28 protein-coding genes are annotated in these 24,560 nt (G+C 63.0%); 21 read left to right on the top strand and 7 right to left on the bottom strand.

Annotated features, from left to right (window positions below; all coding sequences use genetic code 11):
• The first annotated feature begins 56 nt into the window (after nt 1–56).
• The 6 genes from AC4FWB_RS00515 to AC4FWB_RS00540 all read left to right on the top strand — a co-directional run bounded on the left by AC4FWB_RS00515 (nt 57) and on the right by AC4FWB_RS00540 (nt 4,653).
• Nucleotides 57–764 carry a metal-dependent hydrolase gene (locus tag AC4FWB_RS00515; RefSeq protein WP_491023845.1) on the top strand — a complete coding sequence of 236 codons (708 nt, stop codon included), beginning with the start codon at nt 57–59 and terminating at the stop codon, nt 762–764.
• A 30-nt stretch (nt 765–794) separates the two neighbouring features.
• The gene (locus tag AC4FWB_RS00520) at nt 795–1,208 is read left to right on the top strand and encodes a hypothetical protein (protein WP_491023846.1); all 414 of its coding nucleotides are present in this window, start codon (nt 795–797) and stop codon (nt 1,206–1,208) included.
• 101 nt (nt 1,209–1,309) lie between these two features.
• Nucleotides 1,310–1,597, top strand: coding sequence for an Asp-tRNA(Asn)/Glu-tRNA(Gln) amidotransferase subunit GatC (gatC, locus tag AC4FWB_RS00525; protein WP_292299349.1), 288 nt, complete (start codon nt 1,310–1,312; stop codon nt 1,595–1,597).
• A 3-nt stretch (nt 1,598–1,600) separates the two neighbouring features.
• Nucleotides 1,601–2,059, top strand: a complete 459-nt coding sequence (locus AC4FWB_RS00530) for a GNAT family N-acetyltransferase (RefSeq protein WP_491023847.1) — start codon at nt 1,601–1,603, stop codon at nt 2,057–2,059.
• A complete protein-coding gene (locus AC4FWB_RS00535) occupies nt 2,059–3,624 on the top strand; it encodes an amidase (RefSeq protein WP_491023848.1) in 1,566 nt (521 codons plus the stop codon). Before AC4FWB_RS00530 ends, AC4FWB_RS00535 begins: the two co-directional genes overlap by 1 nt.
• Before the next feature lie 231 nt (nt 3,625–3,855).
• Nucleotides 3,856–4,653, top strand: coding sequence for a YdcF family protein (locus AC4FWB_RS00540; RefSeq protein WP_491023849.1), 798 nt, complete (start codon nt 3,856–3,858; stop codon nt 4,651–4,653).
• On the opposite strand, the gene AC4FWB_RS00545 is transcribed toward AC4FWB_RS00540, so the two are convergent.
• Nucleotides 4,602–5,345: a DUF599 domain-containing protein gene (locus AC4FWB_RS00545; RefSeq protein ID WP_491023850.1), complete on the bottom strand. Its 744-nt coding sequence runs from the start codon at nt 5,343–5,345 to the stop codon at nt 4,602–4,604. The two genes, AC4FWB_RS00540 and AC4FWB_RS00545, sit on opposite strands and share 52 nt — an antisense overlap.
• 175 nt (nt 5,346–5,520) lie before the next feature.
• Here AC4FWB_RS00545 and AC4FWB_RS00550 point away from each other — a divergent pair, with 175 nt between their 5' ends.
• From AC4FWB_RS00550 to AC4FWB_RS00570, 5 genes are all read left to right on the top strand, one after another.
• Nucleotides 5,521–6,924, top strand: a complete 1,404-nt coding sequence (locus tag AC4FWB_RS00550) for an L-serine ammonia-lyase (RefSeq protein ID WP_491023851.1) — start codon at nt 5,521–5,523, stop codon at nt 6,922–6,924.
• Nucleotides 6,925–6,987: 63 nt separating this feature from the next.
• On the top strand, nt 6,988–7,242 hold the full coding sequence (locus tag AC4FWB_RS00555) for a type II toxin-antitoxin system HicA family toxin (protein ID WP_491023852.1): 255 nt from the start codon (nt 6,988–6,990) through the stop codon (nt 7,240–7,242).
• The gene (locus AC4FWB_RS00560) at nt 7,239–7,577 is read left to right on the top strand and encodes a type II toxin-antitoxin system HicB family antitoxin (RefSeq protein WP_491023854.1); all 339 of its coding nucleotides are present in this window, start codon (nt 7,239–7,241) and stop codon (nt 7,575–7,577) included. Before AC4FWB_RS00555 ends, AC4FWB_RS00560 begins: the two co-directional genes overlap by 4 nt.
• 73 nt (nt 7,578–7,650) lie before the next feature.
• Nucleotides 7,651–8,088, top strand: a complete 438-nt coding sequence (locus AC4FWB_RS00565) for a DUF1489 family protein (RefSeq protein ID WP_491023856.1) — start codon at nt 7,651–7,653, stop codon at nt 8,086–8,088.
• A 227-nt stretch (nt 8,089–8,315) separates the two neighbouring features.
• Entirely contained in the window at nt 8,316–9,014 is a 699-nt protein-coding gene (locus AC4FWB_RS00570; protein WP_491023857.1) for a J domain-containing protein, read from the top strand.
• A gap of 42 nt (nt 9,015–9,056) precedes the next feature.
• Here AC4FWB_RS00570 and AC4FWB_RS00575 read toward each other — a convergent pair whose 3' ends face one another.
• Nucleotides 9,057–10,493: a D-alanyl-D-alanine carboxypeptidase gene (locus tag AC4FWB_RS00575; protein WP_491023858.1), complete on the bottom strand. Its 1,437-nt coding sequence runs from the start codon at nt 10,491–10,493 to the stop codon at nt 9,057–9,059.
• Between the two features lie 287 nt (nt 10,494–10,780).
• Between AC4FWB_RS00575 and AC4FWB_RS00580 the strand changes: the two genes are divergently transcribed.
• The 4 genes from AC4FWB_RS00580 (at nt 10,781) to AC4FWB_RS00595 (ending at nt 14,860) form a co-directional block, all read left to right on the top strand.
• Nucleotides 10,781–11,110, top strand: a complete 330-nt coding sequence (locus AC4FWB_RS00580; protein ID WP_491023859.1) for a phasin family protein — start codon at nt 10,781–10,783, stop codon at nt 11,108–11,110.
• 277 nt (nt 11,111–11,387) lie between these two features.
• Nucleotides 11,388–11,714, top strand: a complete 327-nt coding sequence (clpS, locus tag AC4FWB_RS00585; protein WP_041000825.1) for an ATP-dependent Clp protease adapter ClpS — start codon at nt 11,388–11,390, stop codon at nt 11,712–11,714.
• A 6-nt stretch (nt 11,715–11,720) separates the two neighbouring features.
• A complete protein-coding gene (gene clpA / locus AC4FWB_RS00590) occupies nt 11,721–14,186 on the top strand; it encodes an ATP-dependent Clp protease ATP-binding subunit ClpA (RefSeq protein ID WP_491023860.1) in 2,466 nt (821 codons plus the stop codon).
• 62 nt (nt 14,187–14,248) lie between these two features.
• Entirely contained in the window at nt 14,249–14,860 is a 612-nt protein-coding gene (locus AC4FWB_RS00595) for a chloramphenicol phosphotransferase CPT family protein (RefSeq protein WP_491023861.1), read from the top strand.
• A gap of 179 nt (nt 14,861–15,039) precedes the next feature.
• On the opposite strand, the gene AC4FWB_RS00600 is transcribed toward AC4FWB_RS00595, so the two are convergent.
• The gene (locus AC4FWB_RS00600; RefSeq protein ID WP_491023862.1) at nt 15,040–16,134 is read right to left on the bottom strand and encodes a phosphatase PAP2 family protein; all 1,095 of its coding nucleotides are present in this window, start codon (nt 16,132–16,134) and stop codon (nt 15,040–15,042) included.
• 233 nt (nt 16,135–16,367) lie between these two features.
• Nucleotides 16,368–16,796: an HIT domain-containing protein gene (locus AC4FWB_RS00605; RefSeq protein WP_491023863.1), complete on the bottom strand. Its 429-nt coding sequence runs from the start codon at nt 16,794–16,796 to the stop codon at nt 16,368–16,370.
• 252 nt (nt 16,797–17,048) lie between these two features.
• Here AC4FWB_RS00605 and AC4FWB_RS00610 point away from each other — a divergent pair, with 252 nt between their 5' ends.
• Nucleotides 17,049–17,222 (top strand): hypothetical protein, encoded by a 174-nt coding sequence (locus tag AC4FWB_RS00610; protein ID WP_491023864.1) that lies wholly within the window; start codon nt 17,049–17,051, stop codon nt 17,220–17,222.
• Between the two features lie 8 nt (nt 17,223–17,230).
• Here AC4FWB_RS00610 and AC4FWB_RS00615 read toward each other — a convergent pair whose 3' ends face one another.
• The 3 genes from AC4FWB_RS00615 to AC4FWB_RS00625 all read right to left on the bottom strand — a co-directional run bounded on the left by AC4FWB_RS00615 (nt 17,231) and on the right by AC4FWB_RS00625 (nt 19,820).
• On the bottom strand, nt 17,231–18,445 hold the full coding sequence (locus AC4FWB_RS00615; protein ID WP_491023865.1) for a GNAT family N-acetyltransferase: 1,215 nt from the start codon (nt 18,443–18,445) through the stop codon (nt 17,231–17,233).
• A 170-nt stretch (nt 18,446–18,615) separates the two neighbouring features.
• Nucleotides 18,616–19,344: a glycerophosphodiester phosphodiesterase gene (locus AC4FWB_RS00620; protein ID WP_491023866.1), complete on the bottom strand. Its 729-nt coding sequence runs from the start codon at nt 19,342–19,344 to the stop codon at nt 18,616–18,618.
• Nucleotides 19,345–19,355: 11 nt separating this feature from the next.
• Complete coding sequence (locus tag AC4FWB_RS00625; protein ID WP_491023867.1) at nt 19,356–19,820, bottom strand: RidA family protein; 465 nt, start codon at nt 19,818–19,820, stop codon at nt 19,356–19,358.
• 138 nt (nt 19,821–19,958) lie between these two features.
• Here AC4FWB_RS00625 and AC4FWB_RS00630 point away from each other — a divergent pair, with 138 nt between their 5' ends.
• From AC4FWB_RS00630 to tsf, 5 genes are all read left to right on the top strand, one after another.
• A complete protein-coding gene (locus tag AC4FWB_RS00630; protein WP_491023868.1) occupies nt 19,959–20,789 on the top strand; it encodes a cell envelope integrity EipB family protein in 831 nt (276 codons plus the stop codon).
• Between the two features lie 96 nt (nt 20,790–20,885).
• Nucleotides 20,886–22,178 (top strand): hypothetical protein, encoded by a 1,293-nt coding sequence (locus tag AC4FWB_RS00635; RefSeq protein WP_491023869.1) that lies wholly within the window; start codon nt 20,886–20,888, stop codon nt 22,176–22,178.
• Nucleotides 22,179–22,241: 63 nt separating this feature from the next.
• Nucleotides 22,242–22,520: a DUF4031 domain-containing protein gene (locus AC4FWB_RS00640; protein WP_059188655.1), complete on the top strand. Its 279-nt coding sequence runs from the start codon at nt 22,242–22,244 to the stop codon at nt 22,518–22,520.
• Between the two features lie 201 nt (nt 22,521–22,721).
• Entirely contained in the window at nt 22,722–23,501 is a 780-nt protein-coding gene (rpsB, locus tag AC4FWB_RS00645) for a 30S ribosomal protein S2 (RefSeq protein ID WP_491023870.1), read from the top strand.
• A gap of 119 nt (nt 23,502–23,620) precedes the next feature.
• Nucleotides 23,621–24,541, top strand: coding sequence for a translation elongation factor Ts (tsf, locus tag AC4FWB_RS00650; RefSeq protein WP_320229167.1), 921 nt, complete (start codon nt 23,621–23,623; stop codon nt 24,539–24,541).
• Nucleotides 24,542–24,560 lie beyond the last annotated feature (19 nt).

A 24,560-nucleotide genomic window follows, 5' to 3' on the forward strand; every position in this document is an offset into this window, starting at 1 on the left:
TCAATTTGCCGTTGGCGTTCTATCCTTTGAAAGCGAGAAAATCGAGGAACGCATTCATGAAACTGACCTGGTACGGCCATTCGGCATTCCGCATCGAGACAAAGGACGCCAACATCCTCATCGACCCCTATCTGGTCGGCAATCCGTCCTGGACGGGCGGCTGGGAAGGGCCGGCGGAAGGGGTGACGCATGTTCTCTTGACCCATGGCCACAACGACCATGTCAGCGGCGCGATCGAGGTGCTGAAGAAGAGCGGCGCCATGCTCGTCGCCAATTTCGAGATCTGCATGTATCTCGTCGGCCAGGGCGTCAGCGACAAGAAGATCAACCCCGGCAATATCGGCGGCACCGTCGATTGCGGTCCCTTCACCACCACCTTCGTCCAGGCGCTGCATTCTTCCTCGTTCGGCGGGCAGGGCGGCACCAACACCTATCTCGGCAACCCGGGCGGGCTCGTGCTGCATTTCCCGCAGGACAAGACGCTCTACCACATGGGCGACACCGACATCTTCTCCGATATGGGGCTGATCAACGAATTGCATGAGCCGAAGATCGGCATCGTGCCGATCGGCGACCGCTTCACCATGGGCGGCGCGGTGGCAGCCCTTGCCTGCCGTCGTTTTTTCAGCTTCGATACGGTCGTCCCCTGCCATTTCGGCACCTTCCCGATCATCGACCAGACCGCCGACAAATTCGTGGCCGGGATGGAAGGATCAGGGGTCAAGGTGGCGCTGCCGGAGATCGGCAAGGCGATCGCGATCTAGGTCGTTCCATCAGGATATTGGAATTAAATCATGGCCTTGAGGCGGACTCTTTGTGTTTCGATGCTGGTTGCGGCGACGCCGGCACCGGCGGCGGACGATTTTATCGAGGGCGTCTACCTGCAATCGGAGGAGCTCTGCGCGCAGGCCAAGAAGGACACGCTGCAGACCGTTATCGACGCCGGCAACATCGTGTTGTCGGCCGATGGTTTGCAAGGGGTCGAATACAATTGCGAGTTCCTTCAGGTCAGCAAGGCACACGGCGCCATGAGCTGGGCGGTAACCGCGATCTGCCAGGAACCGGGTTATGTCTTCCCGGATGTGCTTTCGGTCACCCAGTTGAGCCCGAAACAGATCGACCTTGTGTCGGTCCGGCCGGCGGATAGCGAGCAAGCCGGCAACAGCGGCAGCTACTATCACTGCGAAGGCGTGGCACTGCCTCAGTAAGCGCTGAGGGGCGACTGCGAGCCATCGGTCCGGCATGATCGATGTTGCGCCGCAAGCGTCGCGCCGCTATAGCCCGCACTGGTTTTCCCGAGGCGATAGACATGTCCGTTGATCTTCAGACCGTGAAGCGCGTCGCGCACCTTGCCCGCATTGCGGTGAGCGAGGAGGATGCCGAACGCATGACCGGCGAACTGAACGCCATTCTCGGCTTCGTCGAGCAACTGAACGAGGTCGACGTCTCAGGCGTCGAGCCGATGACCTCGGTGACGCCGATGGAGATGAAGAAGCGGGAGGATGTCGTCACCGACGGCAGCAAGGCGGCCGACATCGTCGCCAACGCGCCCGCGACCGAAGAAAACTTCTTCCTCGTTCCCAAGGTCGTGGAGTAAGGCGTGGCCATCGAGATCGCCGTCGAGACGCCCTTGCAGGACGACGTGCGCGCGCTGGTCGCGGAGCTCAACGCCGCGCTGCTCGAGCTGACGCCGCCGGAACATTGTTACCACCTGACTGTCGAGCAGATGGCCGGTCACGACACGACCGTGTTCATTGCCCGCGACGGCGGCTTTGCCGTCGGCTGCGGCGCGTTGAAGCGCCACGGCGAGGCGACCGGCGAGGTCAAGCGCATGTACACGCGGCCCTCGCATCGCGGCCAGAAGATCGGCGCGCAAATCGTCGCGCGGGTCGAGTCGCTGGCGCGGCAGGAAGGGTTGAAACGCCTGGTTCTCGAAACCGGCGACCGCCACCCCGCCGCCTGGACCGTCTATGAGCGCGCCGGTTTTTCGCGTTGCGGCCCGGTGCTGGATTATCCCGACTCCGAGTGGTCGGTGTTTTACGAAAAGAGCCTTGCCTGATGAGCGACCTCACACACCTCACCATTTCCGAGGCCCGCGCCAAGCTGCGTGGCAAGGAAATTAGCGCCGCCGAGATCACGGAAGCCTATCTCTCGGCGATCGAGCGCGCCAATCCGGTGCTCAATGCCTATGTCGCGGTCACCGCCGACAAGGCGCGCGACATGGCCAAGGCCTCCGACGCCAAGCTTGCCAAAGGCGAGGGCGGCGCGCTGGAAGGCATTCCGCTCGGCATCAAGGACCTGTTCGCAACCGAAGGCATCCATACCCAGGCCTGCAGCCATGTGCTGGACGGTTTTCAGCCGCGCTACGAATCGACCGTCACCGGCAATCTCTGGGCCGACGGCGCCGTCATGCTCGGCAAGCTCAACATGGACGAGTTCGCCATGGGCTCCTCCAACGAGACCTCCTATTACGGCCCGGTTATCAACCCGTGGCGGCGCTCGCGCCTCGACACTGTGGTGATGCCGACAACGCATCAGGGCGACGGCGGCTTCGTCTCGGCCGGTGGCGCGAAGACCGCGCGCACTCTGGATAATGCGCAGTTGGTGCCGGGCGGCTCCTCCGGCGGATCGGCTTCGGCCGTTGCCGCCTTCCTCTGCGCCGGCGCGACCGCGACCGACACCGGCGGCTCGATCCGCCAGCCCGCCGCCTTCACCGGCACGGTCGGCATCAAGCCGACCTATGGCCGCTGCTCGCGCTGGGGCGTGGTCGCCTTCGCTTCCTCGCTCGACCAGGCCGGTCCGATCGCGCGCGATGTGCGCGACGCCGCCATCCTGTTGAAGTCGATGGCCTCCTCCGACCCGAAGGACACGACCTCGGTCGACCGGCCGGTGCCGGATTACGAAGCGGTGATCGGCAAGCCGATCAAGGGCATGAAGGTCGGCATTCCGAAGGAATACCGCGTCGACGGCATGCCGGAAGATATCGAGGCGCTGTGGCAGAAGGGCATTGCCTGGCTGAAGGAAGCCGGGGCCGAGATCGTCGACATCTCGCTGCCGCATACCAAATACGCGCTGCCGGCCTACTACATCGTGGCGCCGGCCGAAGCCTCGTCCAACCTGGCGCGCTATGACGGGGTGCGCTACGGGTTGCGCGTGCCCGGCAAGGACATCATCGACATGTATGAGAAGACGCGCGCCGCCGGTTTCGGCCGCGAGGTCAAGCGCCGCATCATGATCGGCACCTATGTGCTGTCGGCCGGCTACTACGATGCCTATTACCTGCAGGCGCAGAAGGTGCGCACGCTGATCAAGCGCGACTTCGAGAACGTCTTCGCCGCCGGCGTCGACGTTATCCTGACGCCGGCAACGCCGTCGGCCGCCTTTGGCGTGGCAGACGAGGACATGAATTCCGATCCGGTGAAGATGTATCTCAACGACATCTTCACCGTGACGGTGAACATGGCCGGCCTGCCGGGCATCTCGGTGCCCGCCGGCCTCGACGGCAAGGGGCTGCCGCTTGGCCTGCAGCTCATCGGCCGTCCGTTCGACGAGGAAACGCTGTTCCAGACCGCGCATGTCATCGAACAGGCGGCGGGCAAATTCCAGCCGGAAAAGTGGTGGTAGCGTCGTCCCTCATTTAGGGCGTTTCACCGTTTCACGGAAACGGCGAACCGCCCTATCTCTTTGTTTTGACGCAATTCCGAACGGAAAACCGTTTCACACTTTTCCTGGAATTGCTCTAGCTCGTGACCCCGAAAATCGGAATCGATTTCGGGAAGGATCACGAGCAAAATCAAAGCGTTACAGCGTCCTTTGCGCATCCAAAGGACGCGCGGCGCTGAAATGGGGTGAGGGATGTTCTACTATCTTTCCAAAATCCTCTGGTTCTTCGTCCAGCCGCTCAACCTGGCGATTTTCCTGCTGCTTGCCGGACTGGTGGCGGTGCTTTTCGGCCGCCGGCGACTGGCCGGCACCGGCAGCGTGCTCGCCTTTTTGATCCTCGCCCTTTCGGCCTGGACCTCTATTGGCGCTATGATGCTCAACCCGCTGGAAGAGCGCTTCCCCAAGGCGCCGCTGCCGGAAAAGGTCGACGGCATCGTTGTCCTTGGCGGCGGCTTCGAGGGCGCCATCAACCTTGCGCGGGGCGGATATGAGCTCAACAGCGGCGGCGACCGCATGGTGGAGACCGCGATCCTCGCCAGGCGCTTCCCGCAGGCGAAAGTGGTCGTCTCAGGCGGCAATGGCGAGCTTTTCCTCGACGGCGAGGGCGATGCCGACACGGCGCCGCGCCTGCTCGGCGCGCTCGGTGTCACGCCCGATCGGCTTATCCTCGAGAACAAGTCGCGCAACACTTACGAAAATGCCGTCTTCTCCCACCGGCTGGTCGAACCGAAGCCGGGCGAGACCTGGCTGCTGGTGACCTCCGCCTTCCACATGCCGCGCGCCAAGGCGCTGTTCGACAAGGCAGGTTTTCCGACACTTCCCTGGCCGGTCGACTACCGCACCTCGGGCAAGGAGGGGATCGGTCTGTTCCGCGACAACCCGGCCGATTCGTTGCAGGCGACTACGATGGCAATCCGCGAGTGGATCGGGCTCTTCGCCTACTGGCTGTCGGGCCGAATCGATGAGCCTTTCCCGGCGCCGGGCGGCTGACCGAGCACAGCCTGGCGCGCGGCCGAGAAGAATTGGCGGCGCACCAGCACCGCCAGCAGCACGAGCGTCGAGAACACGAAGACGACCGGGTCGACGAACCAGCCGAGATAGCCGATCGAGAAGAAGACGGCGCGCAGGCCGGAGTTGAAGTGCTTTCCGGCAAGCACGTTCATGCGCGTCGCGCGCCAGACCGCGGTTTCGCTGATCGGGTTGCGCGAGGCCGCGCCATGCGGGATCGGCACGGCCCCGATCAGGATCGAGCAGTAGTTGAACAGCCGGTAGGCCCAGCCGAACTTGAAGAAGGCGAAGGCGAGGATCAGCACCAGGCCGAACACCTTGGTCTGGAAGGCTTCGCGTGACGAGGCCGCGCCGAACGGCAGGTCGGCCAGCACCTGGAGCACGCGGTCGGATGCGCCGAGCAGGGCGAAGCAGCCGCCAAGCGCAATCAGCGAGCTCGAGGCGAAGAAGGCCGTGCCTTGCTGCAGGCCGGTCATGATGGCGGTGTCGACGATGCGCACCTCGCGCTCGGCCATGTTGCGCATCCAGGCCTCGCGTTGGGCGTTCATTGCGGTGGTCAGCGACACGCGGCTGACGAGCTTGCCGTCCGAGGCCAGCGTGTGCACCACCCAGACGACCAGGAAGAAGGCAAGAGTCGCCAGATCGGCGGCCGAAAGATGGAGGGAATCGCCCATGCCTTCTTCTACCACAGGCCGGGGCGGCGCTTCGATGGCGCCGACAAGCACCTTGCGATGTCGCTGCCGGAGCAAACAAGGTCGGCAGACGCCGCGCCGCGACATCCAAAACAGCGGAAACATCACGAGAATTCCTATATGTAATTTCTGAGCGGCCTTCAGGAGACAACGGCGCGTGTTCCTTTCGGTTTTCGACCTGTTCAAGATCGGCATCGGTCCATCGAGCTCGCATACGATGGGGCCGATGACGGCCGCTCGCCGCTTCCTCGACGAAATCCTCGCCGGCGACTGGCCGCGTCCGGCCGGCGCCAAGGTCGATCGCATCGGCGCCAGCCTGCATGGCTCGCTCGCCTATACCGGCATCGGCCACGGCTCGGACCGCGCCGTCATCCTCGGCCTTGCGGGCCAGACGCCGCAGACCGTCGATCCGGACGAGGCGGATGGCATCGTTGCCCGCATCGGCGCGGATAGACGGATTTCGCCGCCTGGGCATCCGTCCTATCGCTTCGATCCCGCCAAGGACCTGGTGCTCGACCGCAAGACGCCACTCACCGGTCACGCCAACGGCATGGCGTTCTATGCCTATGACGCATCCGACCGGCTGCTGCTCAAGCGCATTTATTATTCGATCGGCGGCGGCTTCGTCGTCTCCGAGGAAGAATTGCAGCGCATGAAGACCAAGGGCTCGGTGACGACCGAAGGCAAGAAGGTGCCGTACCCGTTCAAGAACGCCGTCGAGATGCTGGCGATGGCGGCCAAGAGCGGGCTTTCCATCGCCGAGTTGAAGCGCGCCAACGAGGAGAAGCACATGTCGCGCGATGAGCTGGACGCCGGGCTCGACGCGATCTGGAGCGCCATGAAGGGCTGCATCGACCGCGGCCTGTCGCAGGACGGCATCATGCCCGGCGGGCTGAAGGTGCGTCGCCGCGCGCGTCAGCTGCACGACAAGCTGCAGGAACAGTGGCAGCAGAACCGGCCGAATCCCTTGCTCGCCAATGACTGGCTGTCGATCTATGCCATGGCGGTCAACGAGGAGAACGCGGCCGGCGGGCGTGTGGTGACCGCGCCGACCAATGGCGCTGCCGGCACGCTGCCGGCGGTGCTGCGCTACTGGCTGCATTTCCACCCCGAAGCCGACCAGCCGAGCATCCGCGATTTTCTGCTGACGGCCGCCGCCGTCGGCGGCATCATCAAGTCCAACGCCTCGATCTCGGGCGCCGAGGTCGGCTGCCAGGGCGAGGTGGGCTCCGCCTCGGCGATGGCGGCGGCGGGCCTTTGCGCCGTCATGGGCGGCACGCCCGAGCAGGTCGAGAACGCCGCCGAGATCGCGCTCGAGCATCATCTCGGCATGACCTGCGATCCGGTCGGCGGCCTCGTGCAGGTGCCTTGCATCGAGCGCAATGCGCTCGGCGCGGTCAAAGCGGTCACCGCCGCCTCGCTCGCCATCAAGGGCGACGGCACGCATTTCGTGCCGCTGGATGCTGCCATCGAAACCATGCGCCAGACCGGCCTCGACATGAACGAGAAGTACAAGGAAACCAGCCTCGGCGGGCTGGCGGTCAATGTTGTAGAGTGCTGAGCGCGAACGCAGCTCTTCATTGAATCCTTGCGAAATGATACCATATTATAGTACTAAGCCGGGATGAAGCGAAAGCACCAGGCAACGCTGACGCAGATTTTCGCGCGGCCGGTAAGTGGCACAATCAGATGGTCGGATATCGAAGCCTTGTTCGTGGCATTGGGCGCCGAAGTGAGTGAACGCGAGGGATCACGCGTCGGCGTGTTCCTGTTCGGCGAGATTCGGGTCTTTCATCGGCCTCATCCTTCGCCGGAAACTGACAAGGGCGCGGTTACCAGCGTCAGGAAATGGCTGGAAAGCCACGGGGTGAGACCATGAAGAACATCATCGAGATCGACGGACACAAGGCATCGGTGTCTTTCGACCCGGAGATCGGGATGCTCAGGGGCGAGTTTCTCGGACTGGCTGGGGGGGCCGATTTTTATGCCGAGAATGTCGAACAGCTCTACGCCGAGGGCGCAACGTCACTGCGAGTTTTCCTCGATATGTGCCAAGAGAAAGGCATCAAGCCTTTTCGAGAATTTTCTGGACGCTTTAACGTTCGGCTTGATCCGGCCACTCACGAAGCGGCCGTTATCGCTGCCGCAGCCGAGAACAAAAGTCTCAACGAGTGGGTTGCCGAAGCAATCGAAACGGCTGCTCTGGCCTCATGATCGTGCAGTTACCGGCCTGTGCATAACGTTGCCCGGCGTTGAACGCGCCGGGGGCAGTCGCTAGATTGCGGGCATGTCTCTCAATCTCATCAAGCTCTGTGTCGGCTGCGACAGCGTCGAGGATCTGGAAGAATGGATTGCCTTCCGTCTCGATGAGCGGCGGCGCGCCGGCGAGCCGGCCGAGCATTGGCACACCACGCGCATGGTGCCGACGCGTGGCGAGGAGATCATCGATGGCGGCTCGCTCTATTGGGTGATCAAGGGCAACGTCCAATGCCGGCAATTGATCACCGAGATCCGGCCTTTCACCGACGACGAAGGCATCGGTCGCTGCCATTTAATGCTTGATCCCGAAGTGGTGCGCACCGACTGGCAGCCGCGCCGCGCTTTCCAGGGTTGGCGCTATCTCAAGCCTTCCGATGCTCCGGCCGATCTCGGCAAGGGCAAGGCGGCACTCGCCGAGATGCCGCCGAAATTGCGACTGGAGCTCGCCGAACTGGGACTGCTTTAGTCTAAAGCGCGCCGCGATCTTTCAGGTTCGCTCCATGCGCTTTAGGCCTTTGATTTTACGCATGTCTTTGCCCCGGAACCGTTCCCCACTTTCGGCAGACATGCTTTAGGTCGGACTGGTCGTTACGCCGCTGGCCCTTCGGCTGGCTCGGTGTGGGGCTTGCAAGCGCCGGACCTACGCCACATCTTGATTTACATGCACAATCATTTGCGTGGCGGTGCTAACCGATGGGCGTGATCATCGCATTGGCGGCTTTGCTTCTGGTGCTTTTTGGTGTGGCGACAGTTTTCGTGCGCGCCGACGCAGCCAGGATGGCGGACAATCTCAGAACGCTTGGACCCGCGCTGCTGGGTCTGACCGGCGCGACGATGCTCGTGGTCGGCCGCAGCAGCATCGGCGGCCTGCTGATGGTTGCGGCCGCCGGTTGGTATGCGTGGATGCGGGCGAGACGACCGCCGGCGAAACCTGTCGCGGCCAAGCGTTCGACGGTGCGCACCGCGGCCCTCGAAATGGACCTCGACCACGACAGCGGCAAGCTCGAAGGCCTCGTCCTGGCGGGCCACTATGAGGGCAAAATGCTGGGCGCCATGGGGATCGCGGACCTGCAGCAACTTCATGTCGAGTTGCGGCCGGATCCGGAGAGCCGCCAGCTGTTAGAGACGTATCTTGACGGCCGTTTTCCCGTCTGGCGCAAGGACGCGCAGCCGGACAGTGGCGAAGGGCTGGGTGTTGCGCCAGGTGCGGGCGCCATGACTAAGGAGGAGGCCTACAAGATCCTTGGTCTTGAAGCGGGGGCTGCCGCGGCGGATATCCGCAAGGCGCACCGCCGCCTGATGCAGCGCCTGAACGCCGATGTCGGCGGCACGTCTGTCCTGGCGGCGCGAATCAATGAAGCCAAGGACGTCTTGCTCTCCAATCACGATTAGTCTCCTTCGACGCAGAACTTACCGGGGAGCTTCAAACGCCGCTTACTGCTGGACGGCGTAGCACGAGATTTTCTTTCGCTTCAGGGCATCGCAGGCCTTCCAGGCGGCGTCCTTCGAACCGAAGCCGCCGAAGCGGGCGCGGTAGTAGGTGACGCCGTCCTTGTCGAACGCGACCGTGAAGCCCGAAGCATCGGCCAGCGCTTTCGGCGCCTGCTTGCTTGTCTTGTCGAGAAGGGCCTGAGCTCCAGACTGCGTGGGCGAGGACGCGACCTGCACCACCCATCCCGACGGCACGGAAGACGTCCTGACCGGATCGACGGCCGGCGCGGCCGCTGGAGCCGGCTCGGCGTAAGCGGCGACTGTCTGGGACGTGGTTCCGGTCTGGGATGCGGTTTCCTGGGGCGCAGGCGCCGGCGCCATGGCGGCCACGGCAACCGTCTTCACCTTCCTGACCTGGATCACCGGCTTGGTCTCCTCCGCGACCGGAGCGCTGTCGTCGGCCGACGCGACCTCGGTCTCGTCGACAGCCGGTTTTTCGTCAGGCGTCGGCGCGTCATGCTTCGGCAGGAAGACCTTGGCCAGGGCTTTGATCGGATTGTCGCCGCCCGCCTTGGCAATCAAATTGCCGCCGCCCCGGGTCGAGGTGCGCGGCAGATAGGTGTTGATCAGCGAGGCCATCTGGTTGTCGCGGCTGCGGCCGGAAGCGCCGCCCATCACCACCGCGACAAGGCGGCGGTCGCCGTCGGCGACGGAGGAAACCAAGTTGTAGCCGGAAGCGCGCGTATAGCCGGTCTTGATCCCGTCGACGCCCTTGATGCGGCCGAGCAGGCGGTTGTGGCCGTTGATGCGCTGGCGGCCGTAGAGGAACGAGCGCTGCGAGAAATAGCCGTAATATTGCGGGTAGTGCTCACGGAGCGCGATGCCGAGCATGGCCATGTCATGCGCCGTGGTGAACTGGCCGGGATCGGGCAGGCCGTTGGCATTGCGGAAGACGGTGCCGTTCATGCCGAGCTGACGCGCCTTGGCCGTCATCATGCGGGCGAAATTGTCCTCGCTGCCGCCCAAGAGCTCGCCCAGCGCCGTGGCGGAGTCATTGGCCGACTTGGTCACCATCGACAGGATCGCGGTCTCGACCGGAACCGAGCCGCCGGCACGCACGCCGAGCTTGGTCGGCGGCTCGGACGCGGCATGGGCCGAGTATGGCACCGGCGTATTCTTGCTGATCCTGCCTTTCGCCAGCGCCTCGAAGGTGAGGTAGAGCGTCATCATCTTGGTGAGCGATGCAGGATAGCGCCGGCCGTTGGCGTCGGCCGAATAGAGCACCTTGCCGGTCTTGGCGTCGACGACAATGGCCGCGGACTTGGCGGCTAGAGCCGAGGCGACATCGGCGGCGACAATCGTCACCGCCAGAGCGGCGACCATGACTGCCTTAATGGAGAATGGAGATTTGGAGACGAAGCCCGACAACGCCTGACGCACCGTTACTTACCCTGAATTTTCGTTGCCCCGGAGGCGGCAGAGGGAGTGCCTGCCTCACTTTCGGCCAAGCTATCGCGGCCAGCGTTACCAATCCGTTTATGGTAACCGCGGCGTTCACCATTTTCTGGCGATTTGAGCTTCTGTTTATTCGAATTTTAGCCGTTGCTGTTCCTTGGGACCCTTGCGGCTCAAGGGAATCTTGACTTTTGTGCAGCGCACAATATATTCCGATGCATTGCACAAGGGCGCCCGGGGCTAATGGGCGTTTCAACCAAGGGAAGAATGAAATGACCCAGACCTATGAGGACTTCACGAAATACGGCAAGGAGTTTGCCGACACCGGGCTGAAGAGCTTTGCCTCGCTCACCAAGGGCGCGCAGGCGATCGCCACCGAAGCCGGCGAATACACCAAGAAGAGCTTCGAGGCCGGCAGCGCCGCCGTCGAGAAGCTGTTCGCGGCCAAGTCGATCGAGAAGGCCATCGAGATCCAGACCGACTACGCCAAGCAGAGCTACGAGAGCTTCGTGGCCGAGGCCAGCAAGCTCGGCAATCTCTATGCCGAGCTCGCCAAGGAAGCCTACAAGCCGTTCGAATCGGTCGTCGCCAAGGCGAAGTAATCTCGTCCGATCATATCGGACACGGCCAGCCGGCCTCAGAAAAGGACCCGGTCGCGGAAGCGCGGCCGGGTTTTTTCGTGCGCGGCTGCAACCGCCTGAGCCTTCCCGCATTCACGATTGAGAAAATCGCTGAAGTTTGCCCACCTAGCCATATTGTCAGCTAAACAGAAGGGCTTAAAATCGTCCATCGAAGACCTACATGTTGAACTCGCATGAGGATTCGAAAAGGCAGGACTACGTGACGATCGGTTTGACTGCCACGGCAGGCGTGGTGCGAATGCAAGGTGACGGCGACCGCAACGATCCCGGTCGCGGCACGGCGGTCATCACGCGCACCAAAACCAAGACCAAGAAGCCCAGCCTCTACCGGGTCCTCATCCTCAACGACGACTACACTCCCATGGAGTTCGTGGTCCACGTCCTGGAGCGTTTTTTCCAGAAGGACCGCGAGGCCGCCACACGCATCATGCTGCATGTTCACAATCATGGAGTGGGCGAGTGCGGGGTCTACACATTCGAGGTGGCCGAGACCAAAGTGTCTCAGGTCATGGATTTCGCCCGACAGAATCAGCATCCGCTGCAATGCGTGATGGAGAAGAAGTGAGGTAACATGCCGGCTTTCTCCCAAGGCCTGGAAAAGGCGCTACATCAGGCGCTGACATTCGCCAACGAGCGGCATCATGAATATGCGACGCTCGAACACCTGCTGCTCGCCCTGATCGACGACACCGAGGCGGCCGCCGTCATGCGCGCCTGCAACGTCGATCTCGACGAGCTCAAGCACACCGTTCTCACCTATATCGACACCGAGCTCGACAACCTCGTCACCGGCTACGATGAGGATTCCAAGCCGACCGCCGGGTTCCAGCGCGTCATCCAGCGCGCCGTCATCCATGTGCAGTCGTCCGGCCGCGAGGAAGTGTCCGGCGCCAACGTGCTCGTCGCCATCTTCGCCGAGCGCGAGAGCCACGCCGCCTATTTCCTGCAGGAACAGCAGATGACCCGCTACGATGCGGTCAACTACATCTCGCACGGCATCGCCAAGCGCCCCGGCGCCTCGGAGTCGCGCACGCCGCGCGGCGCCGAGGACGAGCAGGGCGGCCAGAACGGCGCCGAGCCGCAGGAGGACGGCGGCAAGAAGAAGCCGCAGGACGCGCTGACTGCCTACTGCATCAACCTCAACAACAAGGCCAGGGCCGGCAAGATCGATCCGCTGATCGGCCGCGAGAGCGAGATCAACCGCACCATCCAGGTGCTGTGCCGCCGCTCCAAGAACAACCCACTCTATGTCGGCGATCCCGGCGTCGGCAAGACGGCGATCGCCGAGGGCCTTGCCAAGCGCATCGTCGAGGGCGACGTGCCCGAGGTGCTGCAGGACGCCACCATCTTCGCGCTCGACATGGGCACGCTGCTGGCCGGCACCCGCTATCGCGGCGACTTCGAGGAGCGGCTGAAGCAGGTCGTCAAGGAGCTCGAGGACTATCCCGGCGCGGTGCTGTTCATCGACGAGATCCACACCGTGATCGGGGCAGGGGCCACGTCCGGAGGCGCCATGGATGCCTCGAACCTGTTGAAGCCGGCGCTGTCGTCGGGCGCCATCCGCTGCATCGGCTCGACCACCTACAAGGAGTTCCGCCAGTTCTTCGAGAAGGACCGCGCGCTGGTGCGGCGCTTCCAGAAGATCGACGTCAACGAGCCGACCATCGAAGATGCCATCGAGATCATGAAGGGCCTGAAGCCCTATTTCGAGGAGTTCCACAAGGTCCGCTACACCTCTGAAGCGATCAAGGCTTCGGTCGAGCTTTCGGCGCGCTACATCAACGACCGCAAGCTGCCGGACAAGGCGATCGACGTGATCGACGAGACCGGCGCCTCGCAGATGCTGGTGCCGGAGGCCAAGCGCAAGAAGACGATCGGCATCAAGGAGATCGAGGCGACGATCGCCACCATGGCCCGAATCCCGCCGAAGACGGTTTCGGCCGACGACGAGAAGGTGCTGCAGGGCCTCGATGTCGAGCTGAAGCGCGTCGTCTACGGTCAGGACACCGCGATCACCGCGCTGACCTCGGCGATCAAGCTGGCGCGGGCCGGCCTGCGCGAGCCGGAGAAGCCGATCGGCTCCTACCTGTTCTCAGGGCCAACCGGCGTCGGCAAGACCGAAGTGGCCAAGCAGCTCGCGGCCTCGCTCGGCGTCGAGCTGATCCGCTTCGACATGTCGGAATATATGGAACGCCACACGGTCTCGCGGCTGATCGGCGCGCCTCCCGGCTATGTCGGCTTCGACCAGGGCGGTCTGTTGACCGACGGCGTCGACCAGCATCCGCATTGCGTGCTCTTGCTCGACGAGGTCGAGAAGGCGCATCCGGACCTGTTCAACATCCTGTTGCAGGTCATGGACCACGGCAAGCTGACCGACCACAACGGCAAGCAGATCGACTTCCGCAACGTCATCCTGATCATGACGACCAATGCGGGCGCGTCGGACGCTCAGCGCGCGGCGATCGGCTTCGGCTCGACCAAGCGCGAGGGCGACGACGTCGAGGCGATCAACCGGCTGTTCACGCCGGAATTCCGCAACCGTCTCGATGCGATCATCCCGTTCGGCTCGCTGCCGGTGCCGGTGATCCATCAGGTGGTGCAGAAGTTCGTCATGCAGCTTGAGGCCCAGCTCTCCGAGCGCGGCGTCACCTTCGACCTGTCGCCGGATGCGATCGCCTGGCTGGCCGACAAGGGCTATGACGAGCGCATGGGCGCGCGTCCGCTCGGCCGCGTCATCCAGGAGCACATCAAGAAGCCGCTCGCCGACGAGGTGCTGTTCGGCAAGCTGAAGAAGGGCGGCACGGTGCGCGTCACCGTCGAGAAGAAGGAGACCGGCGAGACCGGCCTGAAGCTCGAGTCGCTCGGCGACGAAGCCCCGGTGAAGCCGAAGAAGGAAGAGCCGGAGGATTCGCCTAAGCCCAGAAAGGCCGCGGCGAAGAAGCCTGCCGCCAAGAAGGCGGTGGCGCAGAAGCCGGAGCCGAAGGGCAAGGACGGCGGCAAGCGCAGCCTGGTGCCGCAACTGCCCCGCAAGGGCTGATCGGCCCGGAAATCAAAAAAGCCCCGGCAACGGGGCTTTTTTCGTTGGGAGAAAACTGGCGCGTGGAAGCCGGACAAATCATCACCCTCAACGGTGCGCCGCGCTCCGGAAAGTCGAGCATCGCGGCCGCCGTTCAGGAGATGTTCGACGGTGCCTGGATCAATCTCGGCGTCGACGCCTGTGTGCAGATCACGCCGCCACGACTGCTTCCGGGTATTGGCCTTCGCCCGGGCGGAGAACGCCCTGACCTGGAGGCCTTTGTGCCACGCCTCTACGCCGCGCTTTATGAGTCCATCGCGGCACACAGCCGGCTGGGGTTGAATGTCGTCGTCGATGTCGGTCACCACGACGCCTATTCGAGATCGCTCGACATCCTTCCCGATTGCGCCCGGCGCCTGGCCGGCCTGCCGGTCCTGTTCGTCGGGGTCCGCTGCCCGGTTGACGTGATCATGCAAAGGCGTGCCGCGAGTGGAGCGGACGGAGCGTATGTGACCGGCTCCGTCGACGATGCAGTGCCGCTGCCCGTCGGTCTTTGGCAGGAAGAGGTGCATAGGCCGGGCGTTTACGATTTCGAGGTCGATACATCGCGGCAAAATCCCGCCGAGTGCGCCATGGCAATCCGGCAACGGCTCGATGCCGGACCGGAACCGCAGGCCTTTCGGAGGCTGGCGTGAATGCGAGCCGCCTGAGCCTCACCGGTCAAGTTGCCTAAAGCGCATCGCGATCTTTCGGAATCGCTCAGTGCGCTTTAGGTCTTTGATTTTACGCATGTCTTTGTCCCGAAACCGGTTCGGGAGACATGCTTTAATGCCGCGCAAGTCTTACCGTGAAGTCCGGATCGCTCGTCGCTGGGTCAAGCAACCCCTTCTGGCGCGAAGCGGCTCAGGAAATATCCGCATGCCTTCCAGATCGCGACTGACAGAAACGCGCCCGCGTAGCCGTCCAGGGCGTAGTGCCAGCCAAGCGCGACCGAACCGATCATGATTACACCGGCGAATGCCCACATCAGCATGCCGGCCAGCCGGGAACGGCGCATTGCGTAGAGGGCGAAAAGCACCGCCATCGCCACGTGCATGGAAGGGAAGGCTGATATTCCGATACTGCCGCTGGTCGCGCCGGTATAGCCGCTCCACAGCATGTCCTGCGTGCTGAGCGCCCAGATCGGATAGACGCGATCGGCGGCGGAGAGTGCCTGCATGAGCGGACGAAAGTCAGCGCCGAGACCCAGCCGCTCGAAATAGCACGGCCCGGCCGACGACAACCCCATCGCCAGGAAAAAGCCGCCAAAGGTCCACACCAGCATGAAGCTCATCAGGAACTGGTGACGCAGCTTCGTATCGCTGCGTGTGATGCAAGCGGTGAAAACCGTGGCGATGAGCACGATGAACCAGAAATTGTAGGCTAAATTGAGCAGCCTCAACGCGAGTGGCGACTGGACGACGAACCACAGCCACTCGTGTGGCGCCCGGCCGAAATGCAGGACCCGATCGGCGTGAGCCAGCGCCTTGTCCCATGCGAACGGGGAAAGAATTGCGATGGCTCCCTTCAGCACGCCGACGGCGGATATGAAGGCGATGCTGGCGGCCAGGCCGTTCAGGCTGTTGGCAGTGCGTTCGGCATCGCCGAAGAAGCTGCCCAGCGATTTCAGGAAGGCGCCGAGCGGTTCGGTGTCTCGCTTGATCAGCGCCAGGTGGAAAAAGCTTCCGAGAGCGAAGACGCAGCCGCAGATCCAGAAAGCGATAAAAAGATACTGGGCGTATTCCTTCAATACGCCGAAATCCGGCATGTTTCCGGTGCGGATGCCGACCGCGGCTGCCAGAAGCAGGGCCGCGACGGCCATTGCGTGCAGCAGCCGGTGCCGTTGAAAGGCGTCCGCCAATACGATCAGAAAAGCGCGTCCGGCGGCTGTCCTCGTCAGGGGGGGCGACGTCGCAACCGAATTTTCCATGGCTTTGAAACCCGATAGTTCGCTACCGCTCAACCTCTTACCGCGAGATGGTTCGATATTCCCTAACCAAGCGATTCGAGTGCAAACGATCGCACCCGATGCGGTACGCAATCCGCTCGGCTCCAAAATTTAGCTTCGGGAAAGTCGAGCTGCGCGGAGGCTTTCGCAAACCAGATCGGGCCTGTCGGTTCGAAGCTATCGGTCCGCCTCTCAGGTCGACGGACTTGCGAGTTTCAATTTCCAAGCGCCGCCCGGACCTTGCCGGCGTTCTCGGCCAGCACCTCCGGCTTCTCCATCTGCCCGGAATGCGGCTTGAGCGGCACACCCTCGAAGCGCGGGATGACGTGGACATGGAGGTGGTAGACGGTCTGCCCGGATGCCGGCTCGTTGAACTGCAGGACGGTGACGCCGTCGGCGTTGAAGGCCTTTTTCACGGCCACCGCCACTTTCTGCACCACGGCAAAGAGCGGGGCGAACGTTGCCGGATCGGCATCGAGGATGTTGCGCGACGGCACCTTCGGCACCACCAGCGTGTGCCCGACCCCTTGCGGCATCACGTCCATGAAGGCAACGACCGCATCGTCCTCATAGATGCGATGCGAGGGGATTTCGCCGCGCAGGATTTTCGCGAAGATGTTGCCGGGATCATAGGCTTCGGCCATGGCGGGTCCTCCGGATTGTAGCCTGCCACCCGATGTAGCGAAGCCGCTTGTATGCGGCAAGGCGCTCGGGCGCGGGATGTTGGAGCTACGTTTCAAGCCGCCAGCGGAAGCCTGGTGGTGTGGCGCGGTCGGACAAAAAACTGGGACCTTCGTTGCAAAATGCTGTTCGTGTCGCCAGCAGCCAAGCCTATCGCTGCTTGCCTGAACGGACATGTTTGTCGTCTGACAGGCGAGGATGAGGATGGAGCGGCTATGAAGTGGATCGTTGCCGGCTGGCTGTTGTTCATTGCGTCGGCGCTGTTCTTCATCGCCGCGGCGTGGCGCGCAGGATCTGCTGGCTCTTGCGGGCGGCATCTTCTTCCTGGTCGCCTGCTTTTCGTTCCTCGTTCCGATCGCGGCACGAAAGCCGCGATGACTGTGGGATAGGGCGCCGCCTACTCCTTGAGATCCTTGCGGAACGGCGTGTGCTCTTCGAGATATTCGCCCATCCGCTCCACCTCGTGACGCTCGCGGCGCAGATAGTCGGCGACGGCGTTGCGCAGGCCCGGATGCGCGATGTAGTGCGCCGAATGCATGGTGACCGGCTGATAGCCGCGCGCCAGCTTGTGCTCGCCTTGCGCGCCGGCCTCCACCACCTTCAGCTTGCGTTCGATGGCGAAGTCGATCGCCTGATGGTAGCAGACCTCGAAATGCAGGAAGGGATGATCCTCGATGCAGCCCCAGTTGCGCCCGTAGAGCGCATCGGAGCCGATGAAGTTGATAGCGCCGGCAATGTAGCGGCCGTTGCGCCTGGCCATCACCAGGAGGATATCGTCCGCCATGCGCTCGCCGATCAGCGAGAAGAACTGGCGGTTGAGGTAGGGCCTGCCCCATTTTCGGCCGCCGGTATCCATGTAGAAGGCGAAGAAATCGTCCCAGGCGCGTTCGGTGATGTGCTTGCCGGTCAGCCAGTCGATCGAGATGCCGTCCGCCAGCGCCTCACGCCGCTCCTTCTTCATCGCCTTGCGCTTGCGCGAGGCAAGCGTGGCGAGGAAGTCGTCATAGTTCGAAAAACCTTCGTTGAAGAAGTGGAACTGCTGGTCGGTGCGATGCAGGAAGCCGGCTGCCTCCAGCGTCGCGACATCGGACTCCGTGGCGAATGTGACATGGGCGGAAGACACGCCAAGCTTATCGGTCACCAATTTCAAGCCAGCGGCAAGTCCGGCCCTGACTGCGCCTTCATCCTCATCCTTGCTCACCAGCAGGCGAGGGCCGGTGACCGGCGTGAACGGCACCGAGCATTGCAGCTTGGGATAATAGCGCCCGCCGGCGCGCTCGAACGCATCCGACCAGCCATGGTCGAAGACATATTCGCCCTGGCTGTGCGATTTCAGATAGCAAGGCACGGCGCCGAGCAGCTTGCCTTGCGCATTCTCGAGCCTGAGATGATGGCCCTGCCAACCGGTGCGCCGCACGGCGCAGCCGGAATCCTCCAGCGCGCTCAGAAAAGCGAATGAAACGAGCGGGTTGTAGCCGTTTTCTTTGTCACCGCGTGTGGTCCCGACGAAGCCGTTCCACTCCTCGCAGGTAAATGCCCCGATGCCCGCCGCGACGCGGATCGCATAGTCCGCATTCGCCGTCCGTCCATCGTCTTCGTCACCCTGATCCATGCGGCTTATTTAAGCGTCCTCAGGGCTGCTACAAGTCACGTTTCAGGCACCGCCTCAGAGCATGATGCCGAAAAGTGTGAAGCGGTTTTCGGACGACATCATGCTCTCTCTTTAGATTGATTTAGAGGCGGATCAGATTTCAGGTCGTTTCGACCTGAAATCATCCGGCTCTAGGCGACCTTGACCAGATCGGGCTCAAAACCCTCGAAGGTCATTTGGTCGGCATATTTGAAAGTGAGGTCGACCGCCGGCTGGTCGTGCACCGTCCAGGTGATGACCGGCATCCCGAGCTTTTCGCGCACGAAGCTGACGAACGGGTTGGGCAGGTCACCGGCGGCGTAGGAGGTGAAGGCGAGGTCATGCGCCAGCATGGCGAAATGCGCTTCGATGAGCTGGTTGTCCTTGCCGTAGGCGGTCAGCCCGCCAGGAATGCCCGGAGCATCCTTGGCGAAATCGCGGATCAGCCAGTGGTCGAACGACATGATCGCCACCTTGCCCTTGTAGCGCTTGAGCAGCCTGCCGACGCTCGCCACCAGTCCGGTGTCGTGGCCGGCAACGCCTTTCAGCTCGACCACCAGCGGCACCCGACCGTCGATCAAGTCGAGCGCCTCCTGCAGCGTCGGCACATGATCCTTGGTGCCGCCCACCTTCAGCGCCGTCAGCTCGGCCGCGGTGCGCTGCCAAACAAAACCGTCCTCGCCGGTCAGGCGTTTGAGGTCGCCGTCGTGGATGATGACGGGAACGCCATCGGACGAGATATGCACGTCGCATTCGATCGCATAGCCGCGCTCGGCCGCCGAGGCGAAGGCAGACAGCGTGTTCTCCCAACGCGTCTTGTTCATGTCGTGAAAGCCGCGATGCGCGACCGGGCGGGCGATCAGCCAGGAAAGGTCGGTCATGTCAGGCGCGCTCACTCGACTTCGAAGATCGCTTCGATTTCAACCGCGGCGTTGAGCGGCAGCGACGCGGTGCCGACGGCGGAGCGGGCATGCTTGCCGCGTTCGCCGAGCGCGGCGACAAGGAAGTCGGAGGCGCCGTTGGCGACCAGATGCTGCTCGACGAAATCCGGCGCCGAGGCGACGAAGACCGTGATCTTGACCAGCCGGCGGATCTTTTCGAGATCGCCGAGGGCTGCCTTGGCCTGCGCCAGGATGTTGATGGCGCAGAATTTCGCGCCCTCCTTGCCGGCGGCGGTGTCGATATCGCGGCCGAGCAGCCCGCTTGCCAGCAGCTTGCCGTCCTTCAGCGGCAGTTGGCCTGCCGTGAACAGCGTGTTGCCGGTCCGGCAGTAGGGCACGTAGTTGGCGGCGGGCGCGGCGGCGGCCGGAATGGTGATGCCGAGATCGCTTAGCCGCTTTTCGATTGTTTCGCTCATTGGTTTTCCCTATTGCTGGAAGGCGCCGCGTTGGCCGGGCCGAAATTGCTATTTTTGCCTCGCTTCCGCCACGACTTTTTTTAAGCTGGACCATCTTTCCCTGCGGCCTGCCATCGGTCGCGACGATCGGAGCACTTCATGCGCGTGACGCGCCTTTTCCTTTCCGCCGCTCTCCTGTCGGCGGCCATCCCGATGGCTCCGGCCTTTGCCGTGCCCGCGCTGCAGGCGCACCGCGCCGTCTACGACCTCACCCTCAATAAGGCGTCGGACCGATCGGGCATCACCGGCATTTCCGGCCGCATGGTGTATGAGTTCAACGGCTCGCCTTGCGAGGGCTACACGGTAAAATTCCGCTTCGTCACCCAGATCGTCACCAGCGACAACACCAGGCTGACCGACCAGCAGACGACGACGTTCGAAGACGCCGAGGGCAAGACCTTCTCCTTCGTGACGAAATCCTTCGTCGACCAGAACCTCGACAAGGAAGTCAAGGGCATGGCGACCAAGGAGCCGAAGGGCCTCAAGGTCGATATCGACAAGCCCGAGAAGAACACGCTCGAGCTCGCCGCCACGCAGTTCCCCACCCAACATCTCGTCGAGCTGATCGGCAAGGCCGAGAAAGGGGAAAACTTCTATCAGACCAATCTGTTCGACGGCTCCGAGGACGCCAACAAGGTGATGACGACCACGGTTGTTGTCGGCAAGAGGACCGACGCTGACAAGTTGGACCCCGAAGCGCCGGCGCTTGCCAAGCTCGCGACCGACAAGTACTGGCCGGTCGACATCGCCTATTTCGACGAAACCGACAAGAGCGGCGAGGAAGTGCCTGAGTATCGGATCAGCTTCAAGCTGCACGAGAACGGCATCACGCGCGATCTCGTCATGGACTATGGCGACTTCTCGATGACCGGCAAGCTGGTCAACCTGTCGCTGTTCGATCAGGCCAAGCCTTGCCCGGCGTCGAAATAGTGGCGAGTTAACCACAAAGCCACCTGCCGGGGCGGCTCGACTTGAAGGCGCCGCAATCCGGTTCCAGCTTCCTTGCGGGCATTTCGGGGGAGAAGCTTGGGCAGGATAGACGTGTTCGTGGCGCCGCGGCCCAATCCGGCGCTGATCAGCGTAATGACGATCGTCAACCGCGTCGTCATGCTGCATGGTGTTCCAGGCTTTCGCGACCTGTTGCCGTTCAACCGGCTCGCCGGCCTGCGCGGTGTCTCAAACGTCCGCCACATCGACTTTCCCGCCGCCGACCGGCAAAGGCTGCAGGCCTGCTGCGGCGGGGGCCAAGCGACTTTTATCACGCCCAACCATCCGGAATTCTTCACCGACTGGATGATCGACAAAGAGATCGTCTCGCGCGTCAGCCCGCTTGCCGCCTCATGGGCGACGCATGGCGTGGTCAACGGGCTCGGTCGGCTGATGCAGAAATTCTGGCTGGCCAACAATCTGATCGCGCAGATTCCCGGCAACACTGACGCCGCCAAGGCGCATTCGGTCGACTGGGCCCTCAAAGGTCATGGCGTGCTGCTTCATCCGGAAGGCTCTGTTGGCTGGCACAGTAACTATATCGGGCCATTGCTTCCCGGCGCGGTGGAGATGGGGCTCGAAGCCTTGAAGCGCGGTCGCGAGACGAACAAGGATTTCAAGGCCTGGGTCGCTCCGGTCGTCTGGAAACTCGCTTTCACCGGCAATGTCGAGCGGGCGCTCGCCAAGGAATGCACCTATGTCGAGAAAAGCCTGAAAATCGCAAGCGCCGCAAACGGCTCGCTGCCGGAACGCGTTTATCGCATTTATTCGACGCTGCTGTCCCGCGACGAACAGGCCTGTGGCCTGGCGGCGGAGGAGGGCGCTTCCTATGCCGACTGCCAGCAAGGCGTTCTGGCTGTGCTTGGACGGGAGCTAGCCGCAGCCATTGCCGAGCCGGGCCTGGATATGGCCGAGCTGCTGCGGCGCTCACGCCGCTGGCTGCGCGACGGAAAGGCCGATGCCGGTGAGCAGAAACATGTGCGAAAGCTGACGGAAACGATCCAGCGCATACAGCGTGTCGGCGCCTGGGCCTTCGCCAATCAAACGGTCACGCAGGAGGAGATCGCCGAGCATCTGAAGCGCATCCGCAACGATTATTGCAAGGGTTCATTGCGCGACACGGTCAACCGCTTCATCCCGCAACCCGCGGGGCCGCGCTGTGCCCATATCCGCGTGCCCGAGCCCCTGGGACTGCATGTCTATGACGGCTCGGTCGACGAGGCGCTCATCGTGCTGCGCTCGCGCATACAGGAAGCGGTGACCGGGATCGTCGCCGAGCTCCAGGCCGGCGGCGGCTTCATTTCCTATCCGAATCCCTTCTATCATCGCTGACTTCATTTCGGCCCGGGTGACTGTGAGCGGGCCGCCCATGTCGGTAGGAGTGCGGCAAGCTCGATGGCTGTCTATGTCGATGCGGCGATCTGGAAATGGGCCGGCCATCGCTGGTGCCATCTGCTCGCCGACGACACCGATGAGCTGCACCGCTTTGCCGCCGAGCTCGGCGTCAAGCGCTCATCCTATCAGGGGCCGCCGAAGACTTCGGCGCCGCACTACGATATCACCGGCTTCGAGCGCGACCGCGCCGTGCGGCTTGGCGCGGTCGAATGCAGCCGCGAGGAGATCGTGGCGATCTTCCGCCGCGTGCGGGTGCCGAACGGCAAGGTGAAACGCTGAGATTTGCGCGGATCGCCGCAGGCAAAAGCGTTTTCCGGCGCCCCGCTTGCGTTTATGGCGCATCCCCTCTATATGCGCGCTCATTCCACACACGGACTTTGGTGTCTGCCCGGGAGAAATCCGGCTGAAACCTCCGGTGGCATCAGGACATCCGTCCGAAATGCCTGTGTCCGTGGAGGCCAACCGGAAAGGAACTAAAGAATGGCTCTGCCTGATTACAGCATGCGCCAGCTTTTGGAAGCTGGTGTTCACTTCGGCCACCAGACCCACCGCTGGAACCCGAAGATGGCGCCTTACATCTACGGCGCCCGCAACAACATCCATATCATCGACCTGTCGCAGACGGTGCCGTTGCTGCATCAGGCCCTGAAGCAGGTTTCCGACACCGTCGCCAAGGGCGGCCGTGTGCTGTTCGTCGGCACCAAGCGCCAGGCCTCGGACATCGTCGCCGACGCCGCGCAGCGTTCGGCCCAGTATTATGTCAACTCGCGTTGGCTGGGCGGCATGCTGACCAACTGGAAGACGATCTCGAACTCGATCCAGCGCCTGCGCAAGCTCGACGAGACGCTGGCCGGCGAGGCCCAGGGCCTCACCAAGAAGGAGCGCCTCAACCTCGACCGCGAGCGCGAGAAGCTCAACAAGGCGCTGGGCGGCATCAAGGACATGGGCTCGACGCCGGACCTGATGTTCGTCATCGACACCAACAAGGAAGCGATCGCCATCCTCGAGGCCAAGCGCCTCGGCATTCCGGTCGTCGCCATCATCGATTCGAACTGCGATCCGGACAAGATCGACTTCCCGATCCCCGGCAATGACGACGCGGCGCGCGCCATCCAGCTCTATTGCGATCTGATCGCCAAGGCTGCCATCGACGGCATCGCCCGCCAGCAGGGCGCGCTCGGCATGGATATCGGCGCGTCGGCCGAGGCACCGGTCGAGCCGGCGCTCGACGCCCCGGCTGCCGAGGCTCCGGAAGCTTGAAAAGCGAAGGCCGGTTCCGGCCTTCATCTTTCCAATAAGTTGGCGCGCTAAAGCGCTTTTGCCGGGCGCATCATCGACATTCGATGGTGCGTCGGCGCATTTGAAACAAAGAGGCGACAATGAGCATTTCGGCTGCACAGGTCAAAGAACTCCGCGACTTGACCGGCGCGGGCATGATGGACTGCAAGGCGGCGTTGAACGAAACCAACGGCAACATGGAAGAGGCCGTCGACTGGCTGCGCAAGAAGGGCATCTCCAAGGCTGACAAGAAGGCCGGCCGCACCGCGGCAGAGGGCCTGATCGGCGTCGATTCCGGCGTCCGCGAAGCCGCCGTCGTCGAGGTCAATTCCGAGACCGACTTCGTTGCGCGCAACGCCGCCTTCCAGGAAATCGTTGCCAACGTCGCCAAGGTCGCGCTCGCCTATGGCACGACCGAGGCCGTGGCCGCGGCCAAGTATCCGGGTTCCGACAAGTCGGTCACCGACACCATCAAGGACGCGGTCGGCACCATCGGCGAGAACATGGGCTTCCGCCGCTCGGCCAAGCTCACCGTTCCGCATGGCGCGGTGGCGACCTATGTCCACAACGCCGTTGCCGACGGCCTCGGCAAGCTCGGCGTGCTGGTCGCGATCGAGACCACCGGCAATGAGCATGCGGCGAACGCCTTCGGCCGTCAGGTCGCCATGCATGTCGCCGCCACCAACCCGATGGCGCTGACGACCGAAGAACTCGATCCGGCCGCGGTCGAGCGCGAGAAGGCGATCTTCGCCGACCAGGCGCGCCAGACCGGCAAGCCCGAGGCGATCATCGAGAAGATGGTCGAGGGCCGCCTGCGCAAGTTCTATGAAGAGGTGGTGCTTCTGAAGCAGGCCTTCGTGCTCAACCCTGACATCACCGTCGAGAAGGCGCTGAAGGATGCCGAGAAGGAGATCGGCGCTCCGGCCAAGATCAGCGCCTACCTGCGCTTCGCGCTCGGCGAAGGCATCGAGAAGGAAACGACCGATTTCGCGGCGGAAGTCGCGGCCGCGGTCAAGAAATAGCCCGAAGAAGAAGTAAGGC

This window comes from Mesorhizobium sp. LEGMi-168a (genome assembly GCF_058312955.1).

Excerpts from the sequence above, each read along its gene's own strand:
- rpsB (WP_491023870.1), top strand. The coding sequence starts at position 22,722 with ATGGCTCTGCCTGATTACAGCATGCGCCAGCTTTTGGAAGCTGGTGTT.
- AC4FWB_RS00580 (WP_491023859.1), top strand. The coding sequence starts at position 10,781 with ATGACCCAGACCTATGAGGACTTCACGAAATACGGCAAGGAGTTTGCC.
- AC4FWB_RS00630 (WP_491023868.1), top strand. The coding sequence starts at position 19,959 with ATGCGCGTGACGCGCCTTTTCCTTTCCGCCGCTCTCCTGTCGGCGGCC.
- clpS (WP_041000825.1), top strand. The coding sequence starts at position 11,388 with ATGCAAGGTGACGGCGACCGCAACGATCCCGGTCGCGGCACGGCGGTC.
- AC4FWB_RS00600 (WP_491023862.1), bottom strand. The coding sequence starts at position 16,134 with ATGGAAAATTCGGTTGCGACGTCGCCCCCCCTGACGAGGACAGCCGCC.
- AC4FWB_RS00545 (WP_491023850.1), bottom strand. The coding sequence starts at position 5,345 with ATGGGCGATTCCCTCCATCTTTCGGCCGCCGATCTGGCGACTCTTGCC.
- AC4FWB_RS00520 (WP_491023846.1), top strand. The coding sequence starts at position 795 with ATGGCCTTGAGGCGGACTCTTTGTGTTTCGATGCTGGTTGCGGCGACG.
- AC4FWB_RS00560 (WP_491023854.1), top strand. The coding sequence starts at position 7,239 with ATGAAGAACATCATCGAGATCGACGGACACAAGGCATCGGTGTCTTTC.
- AC4FWB_RS00610 (WP_491023864.1), top strand. The coding sequence starts at position 17,049 with ATGAAGTGGATCGTTGCCGGCTGGCTGTTGTTCATTGCGTCGGCGCTG.
- gatC (WP_292299349.1), top strand. The coding sequence starts at position 1,310 with ATGTCCGTTGATCTTCAGACCGTGAAGCGCGTCGCGCACCTTGCCCGC.
- AC4FWB_RS00640 (WP_059188655.1), top strand. The coding sequence starts at position 22,242 with ATGGCTGTCTATGTCGATGCGGCGATCTGGAAATGGGCCGGCCATCGC.
- clpA (WP_491023860.1), top strand. The coding sequence starts at position 11,721 with ATGCCGGCTTTCTCCCAAGGCCTGGAAAAGGCGCTACATCAGGCGCTG.
- AC4FWB_RS00570 (WP_491023857.1), top strand. The coding sequence starts at position 8,316 with ATGGGCGTGATCATCGCATTGGCGGCTTTGCTTCTGGTGCTTTTTGGT.
- AC4FWB_RS00625 (WP_491023867.1), bottom strand. The coding sequence starts at position 19,820 with ATGAGCGAAACAATCGAAAAGCGGCTAAGCGATCTCGGCATCACCATT.
- AC4FWB_RS00620 (WP_491023866.1), bottom strand. The coding sequence starts at position 19,344 with ATGACCGACCTTTCCTGGCTGATCGCCCGCCCGGTCGCGCATCGCGGC.
- AC4FWB_RS00555 (WP_491023852.1), top strand. The coding sequence starts at position 6,988 with ATGAAGCGAAAGCACCAGGCAACGCTGACGCAGATTTTCGCGCGGCCG.
- AC4FWB_RS00540 (WP_491023849.1), top strand. The coding sequence starts at position 3,856 with ATGTTCTACTATCTTTCCAAAATCCTCTGGTTCTTCGTCCAGCCGCTC.
- AC4FWB_RS00535 (WP_491023848.1), top strand. The coding sequence starts at position 2,059 with ATGAGCGACCTCACACACCTCACCATTTCCGAGGCCCGCGCCAAGCTG.
- tsf (WP_320229167.1), top strand. The coding sequence starts at position 23,621 with ATGAGCATTTCGGCTGCACAGGTCAAAGAACTCCGCGACTTGACCGGC.
- AC4FWB_RS00615 (WP_491023865.1), bottom strand. The coding sequence starts at position 18,445 with ATGGATCAGGGTGACGAAGACGATGGACGGACGGCGAATGCGGACTAT.
- AC4FWB_RS00605 (WP_491023863.1), bottom strand. The coding sequence starts at position 16,796 with ATGGCCGAAGCCTATGATCCCGGCAACATCTTCGCGAAAATCCTGCGC.
- AC4FWB_RS00515 (WP_491023845.1), top strand. The coding sequence starts at position 57 with ATGAAACTGACCTGGTACGGCCATTCGGCATTCCGCATCGAGACAAAG.
- AC4FWB_RS00565 (WP_491023856.1), top strand. The coding sequence starts at position 7,651 with ATGTCTCTCAATCTCATCAAGCTCTGTGTCGGCTGCGACAGCGTCGAG.